We start from the raw sequence: 17,878 nt of genomic DNA, 5'->3' as shown, positions 1-17,878 counted from the left end.
CCCGTATTGGCATCCCATCGCACTCTTCCCGCCGCCCCCTCCTCCCGCACTTCCCCCCTCTCCCTCCCCTTCTCCCTGAAAGAACGAAGCCGGTCATGCGCAATCCCCTGGGCCCGCTGCTGCGCCGTGCGTCGGCGAGCGCGCTCGTCCTCGCCTCGGTCTGGGCACCGGGCACCGCCCGGGCGACGGCCCCGCCCGCCCCCGAGGCTCCGCGCATCCCCTTCGCCGAGCGCTACCACGCGGTGCTGCGCGGCGGTTTCGCCCGCGCGGCCAACGCGTCCGTCAGCTGTCGCACGACGCCCGGCGAGCCGTCCGAACCGCCCTGCCAGGCCGCGCGGGAGGGGCAACTCCCGGCAGTGAACGGGGACTTCGACATGTTCTATGTCGACGTCGACGACGACCCCGACACGTACGACTCCTCCCACGCCGAGCTCCGGCTGCCGGAGGGCGCCCGGGTGACGTACGCGCGGCTGTACTGGGGCGGCAACCTGCTGGCCGGCGAGCAGAAGCCGGCCGCGGACGACGGCCGGGTGCTGATCGCCGAACCCGGCGGCGCCTACAAGGAGTTGCTCGCCGACACCATCGTGGGCCACCGCACGGGCCGTGGCGCCGACGCCTTCCAGGCCTCCGCGGACGTGACCGAGCTCGTCCGCTCCAGCGGATCCGGGCTGTGGACGGTCGGCCAGGTGAACGCGGCCGCGGGACGGTCCGGGGCCGGTGCCTGGGGCGGCTGGACGCTGGTCGTGGCGTACGAGGATCCGGCGCAGCCGCTGCGCACGCTCTCCCTCTGGGACGGCTTCGACTCCCTCGACGCACCGGCCGAGGTACGGCTGAACGGGCTACACGCCCCGCGTGGCGCCGACGGCCGGGTGGGTCTGGTGGCCTACAACGGCGACCGGGGCGGCACCGGCGACTCGCTCACCTACACCACTGCCGGCCACGCACCCGTCCCGCTCCAGGACTCCGCCGACCCGGCCGACGACGTACTCAACTCCACGATCAACGAACCCGGCCCGGTACGCGCCCGGCGTGAGCCCGCGTACGCCAACACGCTCGGCTACGACTCGGATGTGTTCGATCTAGGTACTGGTCTCGCACAGGGCGGTGACCAGCTGACCTTCCGGCTCGTTTCCCAGCGCGACGCGGCGTGGGCGGGCGCGCTCTTCGCCGCCGTGGACGCGCGGTAGTACGCCGCGTCCCCGCCCGCAGTCCCGAGCGCGCCCCCCGTGAGCGAGGAATCCGCGTATGCACCGATCAGCCACCGACCCTCGGCCACGGGTCCTTCACCTGGCGCAACCCGTCGAGGGCGGCGTGGCCCGGGTCGTCCTGGACCTGGCGAAGGCCCAGCTCACGGCCGGTCTGCGGGTCACGGTGGCCTGCCCCGGTGGTGAACTGGCCGAGCGCGCGCGGGACCTGGGCGCCGAGGTGCGCGGGTGGCGCGCCGACCGCTCGCCGGGCGCCGGTCTCCCGGACGAGGTACGCCGCCTCGGCCGGCTGCTCGACGAGGTACGGCCCGCACTGGTGCACGCGCACAGCGCGAAGGCGGGCCTCGCCGGGCGGCTCGCCGTACGCGGACGCGTCCCGACCCTGTTCCAGCCGCACGCCTGGTCCTTCGAGGCGGTCGGCGGCGCCACCGCCGCACTGGCGCTGAGGTGGGAGCGGTGGGGCGCGCGCTGGGCGCATCGGGTGGTGTGCGTGAGTGAGGCCGAGCGCACGACCGGCGTGCGCGCCGGGATCCGCGCCCGGTACACGGTCGTCCCGAACGGCATCGACACCGAGCACTTCACCCCGGGCACCCCGGGCACCCCGAGCAGCCCGAGCAGCCCGGGCACCCCGGGCACCCCGAGCAGCCCGGGCGAGCGGCCCGCGGATGCTCCCCTGGTCGTCTGTGTCGGGCGGCTGTGCCGGCAGAAGGGCCAGGACGTGCTGCTGCGGGCCTGGCCCGAGGTGCTGCGCCGGGTGCCGGACGCCCGGCTGGCTCTGGTCGGCGACGGACCCGACCGGGAGGCGCTGGGCCGGCTCGCCGCCGCCTCGGTCTCCGCCGCCTCTGCCTCTGCCTCCGCCTCTGCCTCGGTCGAGTTCGTGGGCCCCGTCGCGGACGTCCGCCCCTGGTACCGGGCCGCCGACCTGGTGGTGCTGCCCTCGCGCTGGGAGGGCATGGCGCTGGCCCCGCTGGAGGCGCTGGCCTGCGGGCGGCCGGTGCTGGTCACCGATGTCGACGGCGCCCGCGAGAGCCTGCCGCCCGGCCAGGCAGGGCACTGCCTGGTCCCGCCGGGGCGGCCGGGTGCGCTGGCCGGAGCCGTCGCCGCGCTGCTCCTCGACCCGGAGCTGCGCGCCTCGCTCGGCGACCAGGGGCGCCGGCACGTCCTGTCCACGCACGATGTGCGGCGCACGGCGGAGGCGGTCGCGGAGCTGTACCGCGAACTCCTCGGCGGGCGGCCGCTGGTGTCCTTCGAGCGCAGGGAGTCCATCCACTCGTGACCGCGGAAAGCACCGTCCCCTCCCCCGGCGCGCAGCCCCGGGACCACGGACTCTCGCCCGTCTCCGTCCTGCCGCCGCGCACCGCCGGCGGCTTCCGGTTCCCACTGCGGCGGCCGCCCGTGCGGCCCGCCTCCCCGGTGCCGCTGCTCGCCGCCGACCTGTGTGCCGCGCTGCTCGGCGCGGCCGTGCTCGACGAGGCCGTCCGCCGGCCCGTCCTGGTCGGTCTGCTGGTGGCCGGGGCGATACTGCTGCGCCCGCTGACCATCCGGCGGATGACCGGGATCCTGGACGAACTCCCGGTCGTCTGCGGCCGGATCGCCGTCGTCTGGCTGGGCCTGGCCGCGGCCCTCGCCGCCTGGGACCCGGACCGCGCGCTGTCCGTCCGCGTCCTGCTGCTCGGCTTCGCCCTGCACGCGGCGGCGGCCGGCGCGGGCCGCGGCCTGGTGCACTGGCGGCGCCGCCTCGCCCTGCTGCGCCGGCCGCGCGCCGCCCTGGTCATCGGCCCGGCCACCACCGCCCAGCGGGTCGCCGCCGCCGTGCTGCGCCACCCGGGCTGCGGAGTGCGCCCGGTCGGCGTCGTCGCCGAACACCCCGAGGGCCACGAGGGCCTGCCCGTGCTGACCACCGGCGAGGAGGTCGAGCGGGCCCTCATCCAGAACGGCGTCCGGGCCGTCCTCACCGTCCACCCCGCCGTCCGCACCGAACAGGGCCCGCTGCTGCGGGCGCTGGCCGAGTCGGGCTGCGTGGTGTGGGAGGTCGACGCGGACTCACCGGCGTACGAGATGCGCGACCAGCTCGCCGGGTTCTCCTGCCGCCGCCTGGAGATGGGCTCGCGGCGGCGCGGCAGCGTCGGCAAGCGGCTCCTGGACATCGCCGTCTCCGGGGCGGCGCTGGTGCTGGCCGGACCGCTGCTGCTGGTCTGCGCGACCGTGCTGCGGATCACCGACGGGCCGGGAGTCGTCTTCCGGCAGGAGCGGATCGGCAAGGACGGCCGCCCCTTCACCCTGCTGAAGCTGCGCACCCACCGCCCGGTCGACGAGCACGAGGCCGCCACCCGCTGGAGCGTGGCCGGCGAGATCAAGATGAGCCGCTTCTGCCGCTTCCTGCGCCAGACGTCCCTGGACGAGCTGCTCCAGCTGTGGAACGTGCTCTGGGGCGACATGAGCCTGGTCGGCCCGCGCCCCGAACGGCCGTACTTCGTCGGCCAGTTCAGCCAGACCTACCCGGGCTACGCGGCCCGCCACCGGATGCAGACCGGCATCACCGGACTCGCCCAGATCAACGGGCTGCGCGGCGACACCTCCATCGAGGACCGGGCCCGCTTCGACAACGCCTACATCGACAACTGGTCGCTGTGGCAGGACGTCTGCATCCTGCTGCGCACCGCGGCCGCGCTCGTGCGCTCGACGGGGAGCTGAGAATGAGCTTCGCACTGTCACCGGCCAGGCCGCTGCGGCTGCCGCCGGTACTGGCCGCGGTCGCCGTACTGGCGGTCCTCGCGCTGCCGCTCGCCCCGGGCGGCGCGGAGAGCGGTGCCGGGCCCGCCGATGCGGTGTCCGCCCTTGTGGTGCTGTACGCCGCGCTGCGCACCCTGCGGGAGCGGCGGCGCCCGCTGTCCGCCACGGCCGTGGCGGTGCTCGGCATGCCGGTCGTGGGGCTGGCCGTCGCGGCGATGGGCGCGGCCTCGCCGGGCGCCGGGGTGACCGGCCTCGGCCGCTACCTCCAGGTGTTCGTCCTGGTCCCCGCCGCCGTCGTGCTGCTGGTCCGGGACCGCGCCGACTTCCGGCTGCTGGCCTGGTCGTTCGTGGGGCTCGCGAGCTGGCAGGGCGCGGTCGGGGTGCACCAGTACGTCACCGGGACCGGGGCGTCGTACCAGGGCGAGGAGATCCGCGCGGTCGGCACCTTCGGGCCGCAGGACGTGATGGGCATGGCGACGGTGGTGTCGTTCGGTCTGATCTGCGCGCTCGGGCTCACGCTGGGGCGTTCCCCGGTACGGCAGCGGGTGGCGGCGGGGGCGTGCGCGCTCGGGCTGCTGCTGCCGCTGGCCCTCTCCTTCAGCCGGGGCGCCTGGATCGCGACGGTCCTGACCTGCGGTGTGCAGCTCGCCCTGGCCGGGCTGCGGCGGGCGCTGAAGGTGGCGGCGGTCGCGGTCGCGGCCGGTGTGGTGCTGGTGGGCGGCTTCGGGGTCGGTACGGCGATGCTCCAGGAGCGGTTCAGCAGCATCGGGCAGGTCACGGACGCGCCGGACCAGTCGGTGGTCGACCGGTACACGCTGTGGGCGGCGGCGACGGGGATGTGGCGGGAGCACCCGGTGACCGGCGTCGGCCTGAAGAACTTCCCGGCGTACCGGGACGCGCACGCCTCGCTGGCGCTGTCGTCCGGGAGCGACACGGAGGGCGCGGGGGCGGCGTACCGGAAGCAGCCGCTGCTGTCCCCGCACAACATGTACCTGCTGGTGCTCAGCGAGCAGGGTCTGCTCGGGCTGCTCGCGCTGGCGGGCAGTTGGCTGGCGCTGCTGGTGTGCGGGCTGCGGGGGCTGTGGCGGGTGCGTGCGGGTGACGGTCTCGACTGTGCGCTGGTGGGGTGCGGGTTGCTGATCTGGCAGCTGGTGGACTTCGCGTACGCCGATATCGGGGGGCCGTCGACGGTTCTCACGGCGGTGGTGTTCGGGGCGGTGGCCTGGTGGGCGCTGGTGGGGGCGGAGCGTGCGGGATGACTGCGGCGCCGGGGGTGGAAGGGTCGGATGTCGACTGCGGGCCGGTGGGGGCGGAGCGCGCCCACGCGGCGGAGCCGCACGTGTCACAGCCCCGCGCCCCCGAGCAGGGAGCTGTCGGCGCCGAGGCTGAAAGCGCACCGCCCACTCGTGGATTCCTGGCCAAGGCCGCTCTCGGTACCGCCGCCTTCTCCGTGCTCGGGTCGCTGCTCGGGCTCATCCGGGACCAGTCGCTCGCGCGGCTCTTCGGGGCCGGGCGGGACACCGACGCGTTTCTCGTGGCGTGGACCGTGCCCGAGTTCGCGGCGACGCTGCTCATCGAGGACGGGCTGGCGTTCGCCCTCGTTCCCGCGTTCAGTGTGGCCCTTGCCCGGCGGACGCAGGGGGCGCCCGGCGATCCCGTGCGGGCCCTCGTCGCCGGGACGCTGCCCAAGCTGGCCCTGGCCTTCGCCGGCGTCGGCGCCCTGCTGATCGGCGGGGCCCCGCAGCTCGTCGGGGTGCTCGCGCCCGGGCTCCGGGACCCCGGGCTGGCCGTCGGCTGCACCCGGCTCACCGCCACCTGTGTGCTGACCTTCGGGCTGGCCGGGTACTGCAGCGCCGCCCTCCGCGCGCACCGGCGCTTCCTCGCCCCGGCCGCGATCTACGTCGCCTACAACGCCGGCATCATCGCGGCGATGTTCGCGCTCGGCGGCCACTGGGGCGTCAGGTCGGCGGCGTTCGGGGTGGCGGCCGGGGGCGCCCTGATGGTCGTCGTACAGCTTCCGTCACTGCTGCGGCAGTTGCGGCACCGGCCGAAGGCGCGGGAGGAGGGCGCGGCCGGCACCGAGGAGCGGCCCCTGAACGTGGCGCTGATGGCCACCGTGCTGCTGTTCGCGCTGTGCCGGCAGTCGCAGGTGCTGATCGAGCGGTTCCTAGCCTCGCACCTGCACTCCGGGGCCATCTCGCACCTCAACTACGCGCAGAAGGTCGCGCAGATCCCGATGACGATGTCGATGATGCTGTGCACGGTCACCTTCCCGGTGGTGGCCCGGGCCCTGGCCGAGGGCGACACCGAGCGGGCCCGGAGCCGGGTCGAGCGGGATCTGTCGGTGGCCGCGAGCGTGGTGCTGCTCGGCACCGCCGTGGTCGTGTCCTGTGCGCCGCAACTCATCCACCTGCTGTTCCAGCGCGGGGCGTTCAACGCCGTGGACACCGCCGCCACGGCCGGGGTGATGCGCGTGTACGCGCTCGGGCTGCTCGGGCAGACCCTGGTCGGGGTGCTGGTCCGCTCCTACTTCTCGGCGGGCCGCGCCTCCTGGTACCCGGTGGGCGCCATGGCCGCCGGGATCGCGGTGACCTCCTGGATCGGCGCCCTGGTGGTCGACGCGTACGGCGTCACCGGCATCGCCGCCGCCAACGCCACCGGGATCACCGCCACCGCCGTGCTCCTGCTGGCCGGCATGGGCCCGCGCAGCGTCCCGATCCGTACCCGGCGGGTGCTCGTCGAGCTGAGCCGGCCGGTGCGGGCGGCGGTCGCCGCGACCGCCGCCGGGCTCTTCGCCGCCGCGCAGCCGGCGGACCCGTTCACCGGTCTGGCCGCCGGCACCACGGCCGTCACCGTCGTCTTCGTCCTGCTCGGCCGAGCCCTGGACGCCCAGGGCTTCGCACCCGCACTCCGTTCCGTAGCCACCGTCACCCGAAGGCTCGCGCATGCCGTCTTCCATTGAGTCCGCCGCGAGGGCAGGACGCGTCACCGGCCCGGTCCCCTGGGTCGCCATGTACCACTCCGTGGGCGACTGTTCCGACGACCCGTACCGCGTCACCGTCTCCCCCGGGCGTCTGGAGAAACAGCTGGGCTGGCTGCGCCGGCGGGGGCTGCGCGGGGTGTCGGTCGCCGGGCTGATCGCCGCCCGGGCCCGCGGCGAGGGGCGCCGGCTGGTGGCGCTGACCTTCGACGACGGGTACGCCGACTTCCTCGACCACGCCCTGCCCCTCCTCGACCGCTGGGGCTGCGGCGCCACCCTCTTCGTGCTGCCCGGCCGGCTCGGCGGCGACAACGCCTGGGACCAGCTGGGCCCGCGCAAGCCGCTGCTCACCGCCGACGGGATCCGGCGGGCCGCGGGCAGCGGGGTGGAGATCGGGTCGCACGGACTCACCCACGTCGACCTGACGAAGGCCGACCCGGAGACCCTGCGGGCCGAGACCGCCGACAGCCGGGCGCTGCTGGAGGAGCTGATCCAGGCCCCCGTCGAGGGCTTCTGCTACCCCTACGGCAGCGTCGACCAGCGGGCCGTCGACGCCGTACGGGACGCCGGATACGGCTACGCCTGCGCCATCGACCCGGGCCCGCTGGGCGGCCCGCACGCCCTGCCCCGCGTGCACATCGGGCAGAACGACCACGCCGCGCGCCTCTTCCTGAAGTACCGGCTGCACCGGCTGCGCCGCCGTCCCGTGCAGGGGCTGTGAAATGAAGGCCCTTCACGTCATCACAGGCCTTGGGATCGGCGGCGCGGAGCAGCAACTGCGGCTGCTGCTGCGGCACCTGCCGGTCGCCTGCGATGTCGTCACGCTCACCAACCCGGGGTCGGTCGCGGACGGGCTGGCCGCGGACGGGGTGCGGGTGGTCCACCTGGGGATGGCCGGGAACCGGGACCTGTCCGCGCTGCCCCGCCTGGTCCGGCTGATCCGCCGGGGCCGCTACGACCTCGTCCACACCCACCTCTACCGGGCCTGTCTCTACGGCCGGATCGCGGCGCGCCTCGCGGGGGTCCGGGCCGTGGTCGCCACCGAGCACTCGCTCGGCGACTCGCAGCTGGAGGGGCGTGAACTGACGTCGGGCGTGCGGGCGTTGTACCTGGCGGGCGAGCGGCTCGGGCGGTCCACGGTGGCCGTCTCGCCGACCGTCGCCGAGCGGCTGCGCCGGTGGGGGGTGCCGGGGCCGCGGATCGAGGTCGTCCCGAACGGCATCGACCTGGACCGGTTCCGCTTCGACCCCGCCCGGCGCCGGCGCGTCCGCGACCGCCTCGGCATCCCGCAGGACGCCTGGGTCGTCGGAGCCGTCGGGCGGCTCGCGCCCGGCAAGCGGTTCGACGTCCTGGTCGAGGCCCTCGCCCACCTCCCCGCCGACTGCAGACTGCTGCTGGTGGGCGGCGGCCCGGAGGAGGACACCCTGCGCCGCACCGCGCAGGAGGCCGGGGTGGCCGGCCGGGTGCTGTTCGCGGGCGAGCGGCCCTACGCCTCCGACAGCGCGCGCGACCCCGACCTGCCCGCCCTCACCTCCGCCATGGACGTGTTCGCCTCACCCTCCGCCGAGGAGGCCTTCGGGCTCGCGGTCGTCGAGGCGCTGGCCGCGGGACTGCCCGTGCTCTACAGCTCCTGCCCCGCCGTCGAGGACCTGCCGGCCGCCGCCGCCCCGGGCGCCCGCCGGGTCACGGGCGGCGCCGCCGCCTACGCCGAGGCGCTGGCCGCCGCCCGCGCCGCCGGACCCGGCCCGCGCGGCGTGCCGGACGCCGCCCGTCACTACTGCATCACCCGCAGCGCCGCCCAGCTCATGGACGTCTACGCGGCCGCACTCGCCACCACATCTCAGGGAGCCAGTACGCCATGACCGAGAACACCGTCCGAGCACCCCGCCCGTTCCCGCGTGCCATCCCGCCCTGGTCGCTGCTGGCGGCCGGGGTCCTCGCCGGCGGGCTGCTGGGCGGCGCCTACGGCGTGCTGACGCCGCCCAGCTACACGGCGACCGCCTACGTCATCGCCGTCACCGCCGACAAGTCCGACACCGCGTCCGCGCAGGGGTTCGCGCAGGCCTACGGCCGGGTCGCCACCCAGCTCGCGGTGCTCGGGGACGCGCAGATGTGGGCCGGGGTACCGCTGAAGACGCTGCAGAACAGTGTGCAGACGGAGACCTCGCCGGACGCGCCGATGGTCGCCGTCTCGGCCAGCTCGCCGCACGCCCTCCAGGCCACCGACATGGCGAACGCGGTGGCCCGCTCGCTCATCCAGCACGCCAACGACACCAAGAGCGACACGAACGTCGAACTCCTCCAGTTCTCCCGGGCGCCGAAGCCGACCGCGCCGACCTCCGCGTCCTCGAAGGTGACCGGGCTGGTGGGCGCGAGCGCGGGCGGGCTGCTGGGCGGCCTGGTGCTCCTGGTACGGCCCCGGCGCCGCGTGGAGGAGGCCGCCTTCCAGGCCTCGGTGCCCGGTCCGGCCGTCGCCGCCGACGTACACGGACAGCTGTGACGACGACGGCCCACCCGACGCTCGCCGCGTACACCACCGAACTCGTCACCGACGAGGGCGCCTTCGCCGAGCTGGCCCCGGCCTGGGGCCGCCTCTACCGGCGGTGCGGCACGGCCACCCCGTTCCAGAGTCACGCCTGGCTGCACTCCTGGTGGCGCTCCTACGGGACCCCCGGCCGGCTCCGCCTCGTCCTGGTCCGCTACGGCGGTGAGCTGGTCGGCGCGGCCCCGCTGGCGCTGGTGCACCGGCCGCTGCCCACGCTGGTGCCGCTCGGCGGGGCGATCTCGGACTACGCGGACGTGCTGCTCGCCGACGCCGACGACGGCCGGGTGGCGGGCGCCCTCACCCAGGAGCTGGCGGAGGCGGCCCGGACGGCGCTGATCGACTTCCGCGAGGTGCGGCCGGGTGGCGCGGCGGAGCGGGTCTACGACCGCTGGCGCGGACCGTGCCGGAAGGTGCCGGACTCGGTCTGCCTGGAGCTGCCGGCCGTGTCGATGGACGAGCTGGTCGGCCGGCTGCCCTCGAACAAGGCCCAGCGGGTCCGTGCCAAGCTGCGCAAACTGGGCTCGCTGGGGGTGCGCCGGGACGTCGTGCCGCCCGACGGGGTGGACGCGGCGCTGCGCCGCCTCCTCGACCTGCACCGGCTCCAGTGGCAGGGGCGGAAGGTGACCACCGAGCACCTCCAGTCCCGGTTCCAGGAGCATCTGGTGCGCTCGGTGGGGCCGATGGTGCGGTCCGGGGACGCGGTGGTCACCGAGTTCCGGCTCGACGACGAGGTGGTCGCCGTCGACCTGACCCTGCTGTCGCCGAGTCTCGCCGGCGGCTATCTGTACGGGGCGCATCCCCGGCTGCGGGAGCGCAAGGCGGACGTGGCGGTGATGCTCCTGGACGCCTGCACCCAGCACACCGGCGCCGGTGAGCGGGGCGCGCTGAGCCTGCTGCGCGGCGACGAGCCGTACAAGCACCACTGGCGGCCCCAGCCGGTCGTCAACCAGCGGCTGCTGCTGGCCCGGCGGCGCACCGCCCCGCTGCTGACGGCGGCGCTGTGCGACGCCGCCGCCCGGCAGCGGATCAAGGAGGTGCGGCAGCGGTGGAAGGAACGCCGACAGGAGTAGGGGGTCTCGGGCGTACCCGTCCGTCAGTCGAGGCTGAAGCAGAACTTCCCGCCGAGCCAGTACTCGATCCAGGCACCCAGGTCCATCGACGTGCAGTCGGACGCGGGCGGGGCACTGGGCGTGGCAGCCGGGGCCGGGGTCAGGCTCGGGGTCGGTGTCGGCCTGGGTGTCGGGTTCGGCGTCGGTGTCGTGGTGTCGGTGCGGCCGAAGAGGGCCTCGCGGTAGACGTGCGCGGAGCGCGGGTTGACCGAGCACTGCCAGACACCGTGCGGGCAGTAGTCCGTCAGCGTGTTGTACAGCGGCTTGTGCTCGTCCATCCAGGCGAGCATCCGCCGCATGTACTCGGCGTTGTCTCCGTTGCGGAAGAGGCCCCATTCCGGATAGGAGACGGGTTTTCCGTGGGCCTTCGCGAAATCGACGTGCTGCTGAAGCCCGTAAGGCTCCCGCACCTGTTGGTCGAAGGAAAGTCCGCTCGGCTGGTCGTACGAGTCCATACCGATGATGTCGACCGTGTCGTCCCCGGGATAGCACTGCGTCCACGGTACGGCGTCGCGACCCCGGCTCGAAGTGAAGTCGAACCTGAATTTCTGGCCCGGGACCGCACGCATGGTGGTGACGATCCTTTTCCAGTATGTCTTCCAGGCCTCCGGGTCCGGCCCACAACGATGGGTGTAGGTAATGCCGTTCATCTCCCAGCCGAGCACGATGACGGTGTCCGGGACCCGCAGTTCCACCAGCCGCTCGGCCAGGGCCCGGAAGTGGTGATCGAACTCTCCGGCCGCACCCTGCCGCAGCAGCGAGCGGACCTCGTCGTCGCCGATGCCCTCCTCGTTGCGCTCCTGCATGGGCACGTTGAGGACGAGCGTCCGGTCGGCCTTCTCCCGTCGCCAGTGCGCCCAGACGTCCAGGAAGCCGGGGGCGCCCTCGATGTCGGCCCAGCGGTTGCCGGGCAGATACGTGTGCGCGATCTTGAGCTCGGTGCCGCCGAGCCAGCTGCTCAGCTGGGCCATCCGGGCCACTCCGAGCGGGCCGGAGTCGAGGAACGCCCCGAAGGCCGGGGGCATCGCCTTGGCCGCCGCGCCGACGGCCGGTGCGTCGGCGGCCGGGGTCGGCAGGGGTGCCGCCGATGCCGGGACGGACGTCGTGGGCGTCGGGACGGCCGTCGCGGGTGCCGGAGCCGGCGGGCCGGTGGTCCGCGCCGCCCCCGCACCCGCGGCGAATCCCGGGCCGGTCGCCAGGGTCGCCGCGGCGACGACGACGGCCGCCGCGGCCAGGGCCGGTCGGTACCACCAGAACCGCGTCCGCTTTCGCAGCTGTGGGGCCATGTCTGCTCCTTTCTCCACCAGTGATCGTCCGTTCGCAGCACCGCTGAGGAAGTGCCAGTTACTGACACTCAGTCATATCAATATGAATTCCGCCAGTGCGGTTGCGGCTTTCGGGTGCCCCGAACGCCCGCACGGGTGAACCGACGCAAAGGAAAAGGTCCGTGTCGCTGCTAGACATCCGGGTCCCCGCGGTTCTGCTGCGGATCGACCGGAATCCCTTTCACCACGGCACCTTGGGGGCCGTGCGCTCGCTCGGCAGAGCCGGGGTGGAGGTCCACGTGGTCGCCGACTCCGCGGGCAGCCCGGTCCGCAAATCCCGCTTCGTACGGCGGCTGCATCCGCCGCCGGCGCCGGGCGCGTCGCCCGCCGAGATCGCTGCCGTGCTGCGCCGGGTGGCGGCGCGGATCGCCCGCCCGGCGGTGCTGATCCCGATGGACGACGCGAGCGCCATCGCGGCCGGCCGGCTCCGCGCCGACCTCGCGCCCGCCTACCTGCTCCCGCAGCAGCCCGGCACCCTGCCCGAACGCGTCGCCGACAAGGCCGAGTTGGCCGAGGTGTGCGCGGCGGCCGGGATCCCGCACCCGCCGACCCTGGTCCCGGACAGCGCCGAGGAGACCGCCGCCGCGGTCCGGCGGCTCGGGCTGCCGGTGATCGCCAAGTGGAGCCGGCCCTGGCTGCTGCCGGCCGGGGCCGGGCTGCGCAGCACGGTCGTGGTGCGCTCGGCGCAGGAGGCGGTGGAGCTGTACCTGCGCAGCGAGGAGGCGGGCAGCAGGCTGCTGCTCCAGGAGTTCCTGCCGCCGGGCCCGGACCGCGACTGGTTCTTCCACGGCTACGCCGACCGCACCGGGCAGGTGCGCGCGGGCGGCCCCGGCCGCAAGCAGCGGGCCTGGCCGCGTGGCGCCGGACTGACCGCGGTCGGCCTGTGGACGCCCAACCCGCAGGTCCAGGCGCTGGCCGAGCGGCTCACCGGCGAGCTGGGCTTCCGGGGCATCTTCGACCTGGACTTCCGGCGCTGCGGCAGCACCGGCCGCTACCACCTCCTCGACTTCAACCCCCGTCCGGGCGCCCAGTTCCGGCTCTTCACCGACAGCGCCGGCCTGGACGTCGTACGCGCCCTGCACCTGGACCTGACCCACCGTCCGCTGCCGGACGGGGTGCCGCTGGCGGGGCGGGCGTTCGTGGTGGAGAACTACGCGCCGCTGAGCGCGCTGCGTCCGGCCCCGCGCGGGCGGGAGCTGGCCTGGTCCGCGCCGGACGACCGGGGACCGGGCCTCGCGATGTGGGCACTGTGGGGCAGGCACGTGGCGGGCCGGCTCCTCGACCGGCTGCACGACGGGACCCCCGTCCAGGCGCCGCGCCCGCACGCCCCCGTGGTCCGCCAGGCCGGTGAGCCCCTGGTGCCCGCCGCCCAGGCCGGGGAACCCCTCGTGCCCGCCGCCCGGGACGAGGAATCCCTCGTGCCCACCGCCCGGGACGAGGAACTCACCGGCGTGGCCGGTGTCCCCGCCGCGCCCGGCGTCTCCAGCCTCGCCGGTCAGCCCGACCGGTCCGACGACGAGAAAGCGAGCAGCTGCTGATGTACGACCTGCTGGTGGTGGGAGCGGGCCCGTACGGCCTGTCCATCGCGTCCCACGCCGCGGCGGCGGGCCTGAACGTGCGGGTCTTCGGCCGCCCGATGGCGTCCTGGCGCGACCACATGCCCCGCGGGATGTTCCTCAAGTCCGAACCCTGGGCCTCCAACCTGTCGGACCCCGAGGCGCGTTGGCGGCTGGACGTCTACTGCGCGGGCCGCGGTGTGACCGCCCGGCACGGGCAGCCGATCCCGCTGGAGATGTTCGCCGAGTACGGCCTGTGGTTCGCCCGCAACGCCGCACCGCCCGTCGACGAACGCATGGTCACCCGGGTCGCACCGCGCGCCGGCGGCTTCGAGGCGACGACGGCGGACGGCGAGGTCCTGCGCGGCCGGACGATCGCGCTCGCCATCGGCGTGCTGCCGTTCGTGGAGATCCCCGCCGCCGTGCGCGGTCTCTCCCCCGACCTGGTCACGCACAGCAGCCACCACGCCGACCTGGGCCGCTTCCGGGGCCGGGACGTCACGGTGATCGGCGGCGGCCAGGCGGCCCTGGAGACGGCCGCGCTCCTCGCCGAACTGGACAGCCGGGTACGGGTGCTGGTGCGCGCGGACGAACTGTTCTGGAACGAGGTGCCGCCGCCCTGGCAGCGCCCCTGGTGGCAGTCGGTCCGCGCCCCGCACAGCGGGCTCGGCCCCGGCTGGCGGAACTGGTTCTACTCCGAGCGGCCCGGCCTGTACCGGCGGCTCGCCGAGCCGACCCGGACCCGGATCGCGGCGAGCGCCCTCGGTCCGGCCGGCGCCTGGTGGGTGCGGGAGCGGGTGGAGTCCGGGGTGGAGGTGCTGCTCGGCCGCGAGGTCACGGCGGCACGCGCGACGGCGGGCGGGGTACGCCTGGACACCACGGTGCGCGGTGGCGGGGTGGGCACCCTGGAGACCGAACACGTCATCGCGGCCACGGGGTTCAGGGCGACCCGGGGGCGGCTCGGGCTGCTGGCCGACGACCTGCGGACGACCCTGGTGACCGGGGCCGACGGGGCGCCCGAGGTGGGCCGGGACTTCGAGTCGTCGTATCCCGGGCTGTTCCTGGCCGGTCTGGTCACGGCGGCGGGCTTCGGTCCGGCGATGCGTTTCGTGCACGGCGCCGGCTTCACGGCCGAGACACTGGTGCGCGGGGTACGGCGGCGGCTGCGCTCGGGGCCGGCCGGCTGGGGCGTCCCGGCCGGGCGGCGGGAGTCCGCACCGGACACGGTGCGGAGCTGACGGGCGGGCGGGTGCCGGGCCTTTCGGGCGTCCGGCACCCGGTTTCCGCTACGGCCGGCGGGAGGCCGCTCGTCCCCGGCGGTACAGGACCGCCCCACCCGCGACGAGCGCGGCGCTGACGGCCGAGGTCGCGAGCATGGCCGCGCTTCCGGTGTGCGGCAGGGTGGGCGGCGCCCCGTGGTGCTCCCCACCGTGCGGAGGCGTCCGGCCCGGCGGCGGGGTCGTCGGCGGGTGGGTGGCCGGAGGCGGCGATGTCGGGGGCCGTGTGGTGGGAGGCGGGGACGTCGGCGCGGGCGGGGTGTCTTCGCCGTACGCGGGCGGAGTGTCCTCGCCGTACGGGGGCGGAGTGTCCTCGCCGTACGCGGGCGGGGTGTCGTCGCCGTAGGCCGGGGGCGCTTCGTCCCCGTAGGGCGGAGGCGTCTCGCGGCTGTCGGGCGGCGGGGTCGTGCCGGTCTCGCCGCCTGAGTTCCCCTCGGAGCCGTATCCCGAGCCCTCGCGTGCGCGGTCGCGGGTGTGCTCGTCCGCACCCCGGTCGTTCGCACAGGAGTTGCCGGCTGCCGCGTGCGACGCGGCGGCGGTGTCGGCCGAGTTGGCGCAGTCGTCGGCCGGAGCGCTCGCCGGGGTCTGGACGTCACCGCCCGCCACGACACCCGGCGAACCGGCCGCGGTCCCGGTCGGGTCCGTGCCGGCGAGCGCGGGACTGCCGTACAGGGACAGAATGCTCGTCGCGGCGGCGGCCGCGAGCATTCCCCTGCTGAGGGTCTGTCGCAATCTCGTTCTCTTCCTGCTTGACGAAGTGGAAAGCCGGCCTCGGACCGCGGATGCAAAGAATCGGCGGTCCGAGGCCGGCCATGACACAGCCGGGAGCTTGGTGCGCTGTGTGACGCCGTCAGTCGTTGGCGCAGGGGGTGCCGAACGCGGGGTTCAGCAGACCGATGACGTCGACGGTGTCGCCGCAGGCGTTGACCGGGACGTGGACCGGAACCTCGATCACGTCGCCGGAGACAGCGCCCGGGGAGGTGGTGGCGGTGCCCTGCGCACCGGCGTCGGCGAAGGCGGGGACGGCACCGCCCAGCGCCAGGATGGCGCCGGCGATCACAGCAGCGGTCTTCTTCATGAACTTTCCCTTCTCTGCGGTCATGCCCGTATGTCGGCCGAAACCGAGCGAGCACAGCATGAACGGCTCGCACCATGACCGGCAGGCTGTAGAACGAGGAATAGACAGCCGAAGAAACTACGGAACGCATGCCATCGGTTAATTCACTCGAACGCCTCCGCAGAATTGACAAAAAGAGAGGAAACGCTTCTTCGACGCTTCTTCCGGCGGCGGGAATTACGCGGCCACGACGAAAGCCCGCCCGGGGGCGCACAAACGCGCACCGCCCGGGCGGGCTTCACGGGACCGGGGTCACTGGTTGGCGACGCCGTTGGCCGCGAGGACCGCGATGTCGTCCAGGACGTGCGACACCGGCTCGTCACCCTTGGCCTGGGTCGAGTTCTCGGCACACTGCTGGTTCTGCGGCGCGGACAGGACCGGGATGTCCTGGGCCACCCCGACGGCGGCGATGAGGCCGAAGATCGCCTGGGCGTTCGCCTTCGCGGGGAGGCCGACGCAGAGCTTGTTGAGCGAGCTCTGGACCAGGGTGGCCTGCGGGCTCATCTTGCCCTTGGTCACCGAGTTGCCGAACGCCTCCTTGGCGCCGTTGCCGCTGGCGGAGGTGGTGCCGTGGTCGTTCCCGGTGGCAAGCGCCTGGGGGGCTGCCGCCGCCGACACACCCACGACGGACACGGCGACCGCCGCCGCGGCCATTGCCTTCTTCAGCATTTCCTATTCCTTTCCCGGCCCTCAGGCCAAGACGGACGTTCCTGCCCGGCATCAACCGCCCGCATCCGGAATGGTTGCGGCACCGCACGGCACGTCACCCGTTCGGACCGGCGGCCCCCGGAATTCCCCGGAAACCAGGGCCGGCGCGCAATCCGGAGATTCCCGGACCGTGGGCCGTTGGGGTGAAGCGGAGCAACCAAACGAAGCGCGCGCAGTTGACCAGTGCGCTCCGGTGGACGGGGTGTCCTCAGAAGGGAACTGACAAGTGATCAAGAAGGTTCTGGCCGCCGCCGCAGTCGCCGCCTCCGTCGTCGGCGCCTCCGCTGCCGCCGCCTCGCCGGCCCTGGCCACCGGCAACGACCACGGCACCACCTCCGCCAGCGGCAACGGTGCCGAGCAGGCGTTCGGCAACTCCGCCACGTACGGCAACATGAGCCCCCAGCTGGCGCTCATCCAGGGCTCCTTCAACAAGCCCTGCATCGGCCTCCCGGCGAAGCTGAACCTCCAGGGCCTGGCCGGTGCGGCCGCCGTCGGCGTCCTGCAGGACGTGCCGATCCTGTCCGCGCCGCAGAACCAGCAGTGCGTCGAGAACTCCACCCAGGCCAAGGGCGACGAGCCGCTGTCGCACATCCTGGACGACATCTCCGCGCTGTCCGCGAACGGCACCGGCAACAAGTAGCCCGGCAGCCTTCCGGGCCCCGGTTCGAGGGCGCCGATCGGCTGATCCGACCGCGCTACGCCAATCGGGGCATACCACGCAACCTCGGCGAATCCGGGTAAGTTGACGATCACGCAGCTCCTCCCCGGAGTCCGCCTTTCGAAAGGGAACAAACATGAAGAAGCTGTGGGCAACCGCGGCTGTCGCCGTCACCGTCGCCGGTTTCGCAGCCACGGCCGCTCCCCAGGCCCTGGCCACCGGCAACGACAACGGCACCACCTCGGCCAGCGGCAACTTCGCCAAGTCGGAGTTCGGCAACTCGGCCACGTTCGGCGACCAGAGCCCGCAGCTCTCGCTGGTCCAGGGCTCGCTGAACAAGCCGTGCGTCGGCCTCCCGGTCAAGGCGAACCTGCAGGGTCTGCTCGGTGCGGCCGCCGTCGGCGTCGCCCAGGACGTGCCGATCCTGTCCGCGCCGCAGAACCAGCAGTGCGTCGAGAACTCCACCCAGGCCAAGGGCGACGAGCCGCTGTCGCACATCCTGGACGACATCTCCGCGCTGTCCGCGAACGGCACCGCGAACCAGTAGTCCGCAGACGCCGCGGCGGCGGGCGACCGCCGACGGCCACCTGGTGTGCGTCCACGACCGACGGGTCAACCGTACGTCCAACGGGCGGGGCGCGGTCTCGGCCCTGGAGCTCGCGGAC

Annotated in this window: 17 protein-coding genes and 1 pseudogene; 14 read left to right on the top strand and 4 right to left on the bottom strand. The window is 74.3% G+C overall.

What is annotated here, in order from left to right:
- Nucleotides 1-95: 95 nt before the first annotated feature.
- From ABT137_RS00090 to ABT137_RS00050, 9 genes are read left to right on the top strand one after another with little or no spacing between them, the layout of a single operon-like run.
- On the top strand, nucleotides 96-1,187 hold the full coding sequence (locus ABT137_RS00090) for a DUF3344 domain-containing protein (RefSeq protein ID WP_351699995.1): 1,092 nt from the start codon (nucleotides 96-98) through the stop codon (nucleotides 1,185-1,187).
- A gap of 58 nt (nucleotides 1,188-1,245) precedes the next feature.
- Nucleotides 1,246-2,481, top strand: coding sequence for a glycosyltransferase (locus ABT137_RS00085; RefSeq protein WP_351699993.1), 1,236 nt, complete (start codon nucleotides 1,246-1,248; stop codon nucleotides 2,479-2,481).
- Nucleotides 2,478-3,899 carry an exopolysaccharide biosynthesis polyprenyl glycosylphosphotransferase gene (locus ABT137_RS00080; RefSeq protein WP_351699990.1) on the top strand — a complete coding sequence of 474 codons (1,422 nt, stop codon included), beginning with the start codon at nucleotides 2,478-2,480 and terminating at the stop codon, nucleotides 3,897-3,899. The genes ABT137_RS00085 and ABT137_RS00080 overlap by 4 nt, the downstream gene beginning before the upstream one ends.
- A gap of 2 nt (nucleotides 3,900-3,901) precedes the next feature.
- Nucleotides 3,902-5,197, top strand: coding sequence for an O-antigen ligase family protein (locus ABT137_RS00075; protein WP_351699987.1), 1,296 nt, complete (start codon nucleotides 3,902-3,904; stop codon nucleotides 5,195-5,197).
- Nucleotides 5,194-6,900 carry a murein biosynthesis integral membrane protein MurJ gene (gene murJ / locus ABT137_RS00070; protein WP_351699984.1) on the top strand — a complete coding sequence of 569 codons (1,707 nt, stop codon included), beginning with the start codon at nucleotides 5,194-5,196 and terminating at the stop codon, nucleotides 6,898-6,900. The genes ABT137_RS00075 and murJ overlap by 4 nt, the downstream gene beginning before the upstream one ends.
- The gene (locus ABT137_RS00065) at nucleotides 6,884-7,639 is read left to right on the top strand and encodes a polysaccharide deacetylase family protein (RefSeq protein ID WP_351699982.1); all 756 of its coding nucleotides are present in this window, start codon (nucleotides 6,884-6,886) and stop codon (nucleotides 7,637-7,639) included. The genes murJ and ABT137_RS00065 overlap by 17 nt, the downstream gene beginning before the upstream one ends.
- 1 nt (nucleotide 7,640) lies before the next feature.
- On the top strand, nucleotides 7,641-8,780 hold the full coding sequence (locus tag ABT137_RS00060) for a glycosyltransferase (RefSeq protein WP_351699980.1): 1,140 nt from the start codon (nucleotides 7,641-7,643) through the stop codon (nucleotides 8,778-8,780).
- Nucleotides 8,777-9,418: a YveK family protein gene (locus ABT137_RS00055; RefSeq protein ID WP_351699977.1), complete on the top strand. Its 642-nt coding sequence runs from the start codon at nucleotides 8,777-8,779 to the stop codon at nucleotides 9,416-9,418. The genes ABT137_RS00060 and ABT137_RS00055 overlap by 4 nt, the downstream gene beginning before the upstream one ends.
- The gene (locus ABT137_RS00050) at nucleotides 9,415-10,533 is read left to right on the top strand and encodes a GNAT family N-acetyltransferase (protein WP_351699974.1); all 1,119 of its coding nucleotides are present in this window, start codon (nucleotides 9,415-9,417) and stop codon (nucleotides 10,531-10,533) included. Before ABT137_RS00055 ends, ABT137_RS00050 begins: the two co-directional genes overlap by 4 nt.
- A gap of 23 nt (nucleotides 10,534-10,556) precedes the next feature.
- On the opposite strand, the gene ABT137_RS00045 is transcribed toward ABT137_RS00050, so the two are convergent.
- On the bottom strand, nucleotides 10,557-11,858 hold the full coding sequence (locus tag ABT137_RS00045) for a glycoside hydrolase family 26 protein (RefSeq protein ID WP_351699971.1): 1,302 nt from the start codon (nucleotides 11,856-11,858) through the stop codon (nucleotides 10,557-10,559).
- A 161-nt stretch (nucleotides 11,859-12,019) separates the two neighbouring features.
- Between ABT137_RS00045 and ABT137_RS00040 the strand changes: the two genes are divergently transcribed.
- Entirely contained in the window at nucleotides 12,020-13,435 is a 1,416-nt protein-coding gene (locus ABT137_RS00040) for a carboxylate--amine ligase (RefSeq protein WP_351699968.1), read from the top strand.
- A complete protein-coding gene (locus ABT137_RS00035; RefSeq protein WP_351699965.1) occupies nucleotides 13,435-14,691 on the top strand; it encodes an FAD-dependent oxidoreductase in 1,257 nt (418 codons plus the stop codon). Before ABT137_RS00040 ends, ABT137_RS00035 begins: the two co-directional genes overlap by 1 nt.
- A 48-nt stretch (nucleotides 14,692-14,739) precedes the next feature.
- Here ABT137_RS00035 and ABT137_RS00030 read toward each other — a convergent pair whose 3' ends face one another.
- The 3 genes from ABT137_RS00030 to ABT137_RS00020 all read right to left on the bottom strand — a co-directional run bounded on the left by ABT137_RS00030 (nucleotide 14,740) and on the right by ABT137_RS00020 (nucleotide 16,516).
- A complete protein-coding gene (locus ABT137_RS00030) occupies nucleotides 14,740-15,462 on the bottom strand; it encodes a chaplin (RefSeq protein WP_351699962.1) in 723 nt (240 codons plus the stop codon).
- 118 nt (nucleotides 15,463-15,580) lie between these two features.
- Nucleotides 15,581-15,832 carry a chaplin gene (locus tag ABT137_RS00025; RefSeq protein WP_351699960.1) on the bottom strand — a complete coding sequence of 84 codons (252 nt, stop codon included), beginning with the start codon at nucleotides 15,830-15,832 and terminating at the stop codon, nucleotides 15,581-15,583.
- A 267-nt stretch (nucleotides 15,833-16,099) separates the two neighbouring features.
- A complete protein-coding gene (locus ABT137_RS00020) occupies nucleotides 16,100-16,516 on the bottom strand; it encodes a rodlin (protein WP_351699958.1) in 417 nt (138 codons plus the stop codon).
- A 265-nt stretch (nucleotides 16,517-16,781) separates the two neighbouring features.
- Here ABT137_RS00020 and ABT137_RS00015 point away from each other — a divergent pair, with 265 nt between their 5' ends.
- The 3 genes and pseudogenes from ABT137_RS00015 to ABT137_RS00005 all read left to right on the top strand — a co-directional run.
- On the top strand, nucleotides 16,782-17,195 hold the full coding sequence (locus ABT137_RS00015) for a rodlin (RefSeq protein ID WP_351699956.1): 414 nt from the start codon (nucleotides 16,782-16,784) through the stop codon (nucleotides 17,193-17,195).
- A gap of 154 nt (nucleotides 17,196-17,349) precedes the next feature.
- Nucleotides 17,350-17,760: a rodlin gene (locus tag ABT137_RS00010; RefSeq protein WP_351699954.1), complete on the top strand. Its 411-nt coding sequence runs from the start codon at nucleotides 17,350-17,352 to the stop codon at nucleotides 17,758-17,760.
- Nucleotides 17,761-17,779: 19 nt separating this feature from the next.
- Nucleotides 17,780-17,878: pseudogene (locus tag ABT137_RS00005) on the top strand (glycerophosphodiester phosphodiesterase family protein); the annotation flags it as partial.

The organism is Streptomyces sp. NPDC001980 (assembly GCF_040296885.1).
In the GTDB taxonomy this organism is placed as follows: domain Bacteria; phylum Actinomycetota; class Actinomycetes; order Streptomycetales; family Streptomycetaceae; genus Streptomyces.
The sequence above is the reverse complement of the archived record's forward strand: the minus strand, read 5'-3'. Positions and strand labels throughout refer to the sequence as shown.

Excerpts from the sequence above, each read along its gene's own strand:
- ABT137_RS00090 (WP_351699995.1), top strand. The coding sequence starts at position 96 with ATGCGCAATCCCCTGGGCCCGCTGCTGCGCCGTGCGTCGGCGAGCGCG.
- ABT137_RS00085 (WP_351699993.1), top strand. The coding sequence starts at position 1,246 with ATGCACCGATCAGCCACCGACCCTCGGCCACGGGTCCTTCACCTGGCG.
- ABT137_RS00075 (WP_351699987.1), top strand. The coding sequence starts at position 3,902 with ATGAGCTTCGCACTGTCACCGGCCAGGCCGCTGCGGCTGCCGCCGGTA.
- murJ (WP_351699984.1), top strand. The coding sequence starts at position 5,194 with ATGACTGCGGCGCCGGGGGTGGAAGGGTCGGATGTCGACTGCGGGCCG.
- ABT137_RS00065 (WP_351699982.1), top strand. The coding sequence starts at position 6,884 with ATGCCGTCTTCCATTGAGTCCGCCGCGAGGGCAGGACGCGTCACCGGC.
- ABT137_RS00060 (WP_351699980.1), top strand. The coding sequence starts at position 7,641 with ATGAAGGCCCTTCACGTCATCACAGGCCTTGGGATCGGCGGCGCGGAG.
- ABT137_RS00055 (WP_351699977.1), top strand. The coding sequence starts at position 8,777 with ATGACCGAGAACACCGTCCGAGCACCCCGCCCGTTCCCGCGTGCCATC.
- ABT137_RS00045 (WP_351699971.1), bottom strand. The coding sequence starts at position 11,858 with ATGGCCCCACAGCTGCGAAAGCGGACGCGGTTCTGGTGGTACCGACCG.
- ABT137_RS00035 (WP_351699965.1), top strand. The coding sequence starts at position 13,435 with ATGTACGACCTGCTGGTGGTGGGAGCGGGCCCGTACGGCCTGTCCATC.
- ABT137_RS00025 (WP_351699960.1), bottom strand. The coding sequence starts at position 15,832 with ATGACCGCAGAGAAGGGAAAGTTCATGAAGAAGACCGCTGCTGTGATC.
- ABT137_RS00020 (WP_351699958.1), bottom strand. The coding sequence starts at position 16,516 with ATGCTGAAGAAGGCAATGGCCGCGGCGGCGGTCGCCGTGTCCGTCGTG.
- ABT137_RS00010 (WP_351699954.1), top strand. The coding sequence starts at position 17,350 with ATGAAGAAGCTGTGGGCAACCGCGGCTGTCGCCGTCACCGTCGCCGGT.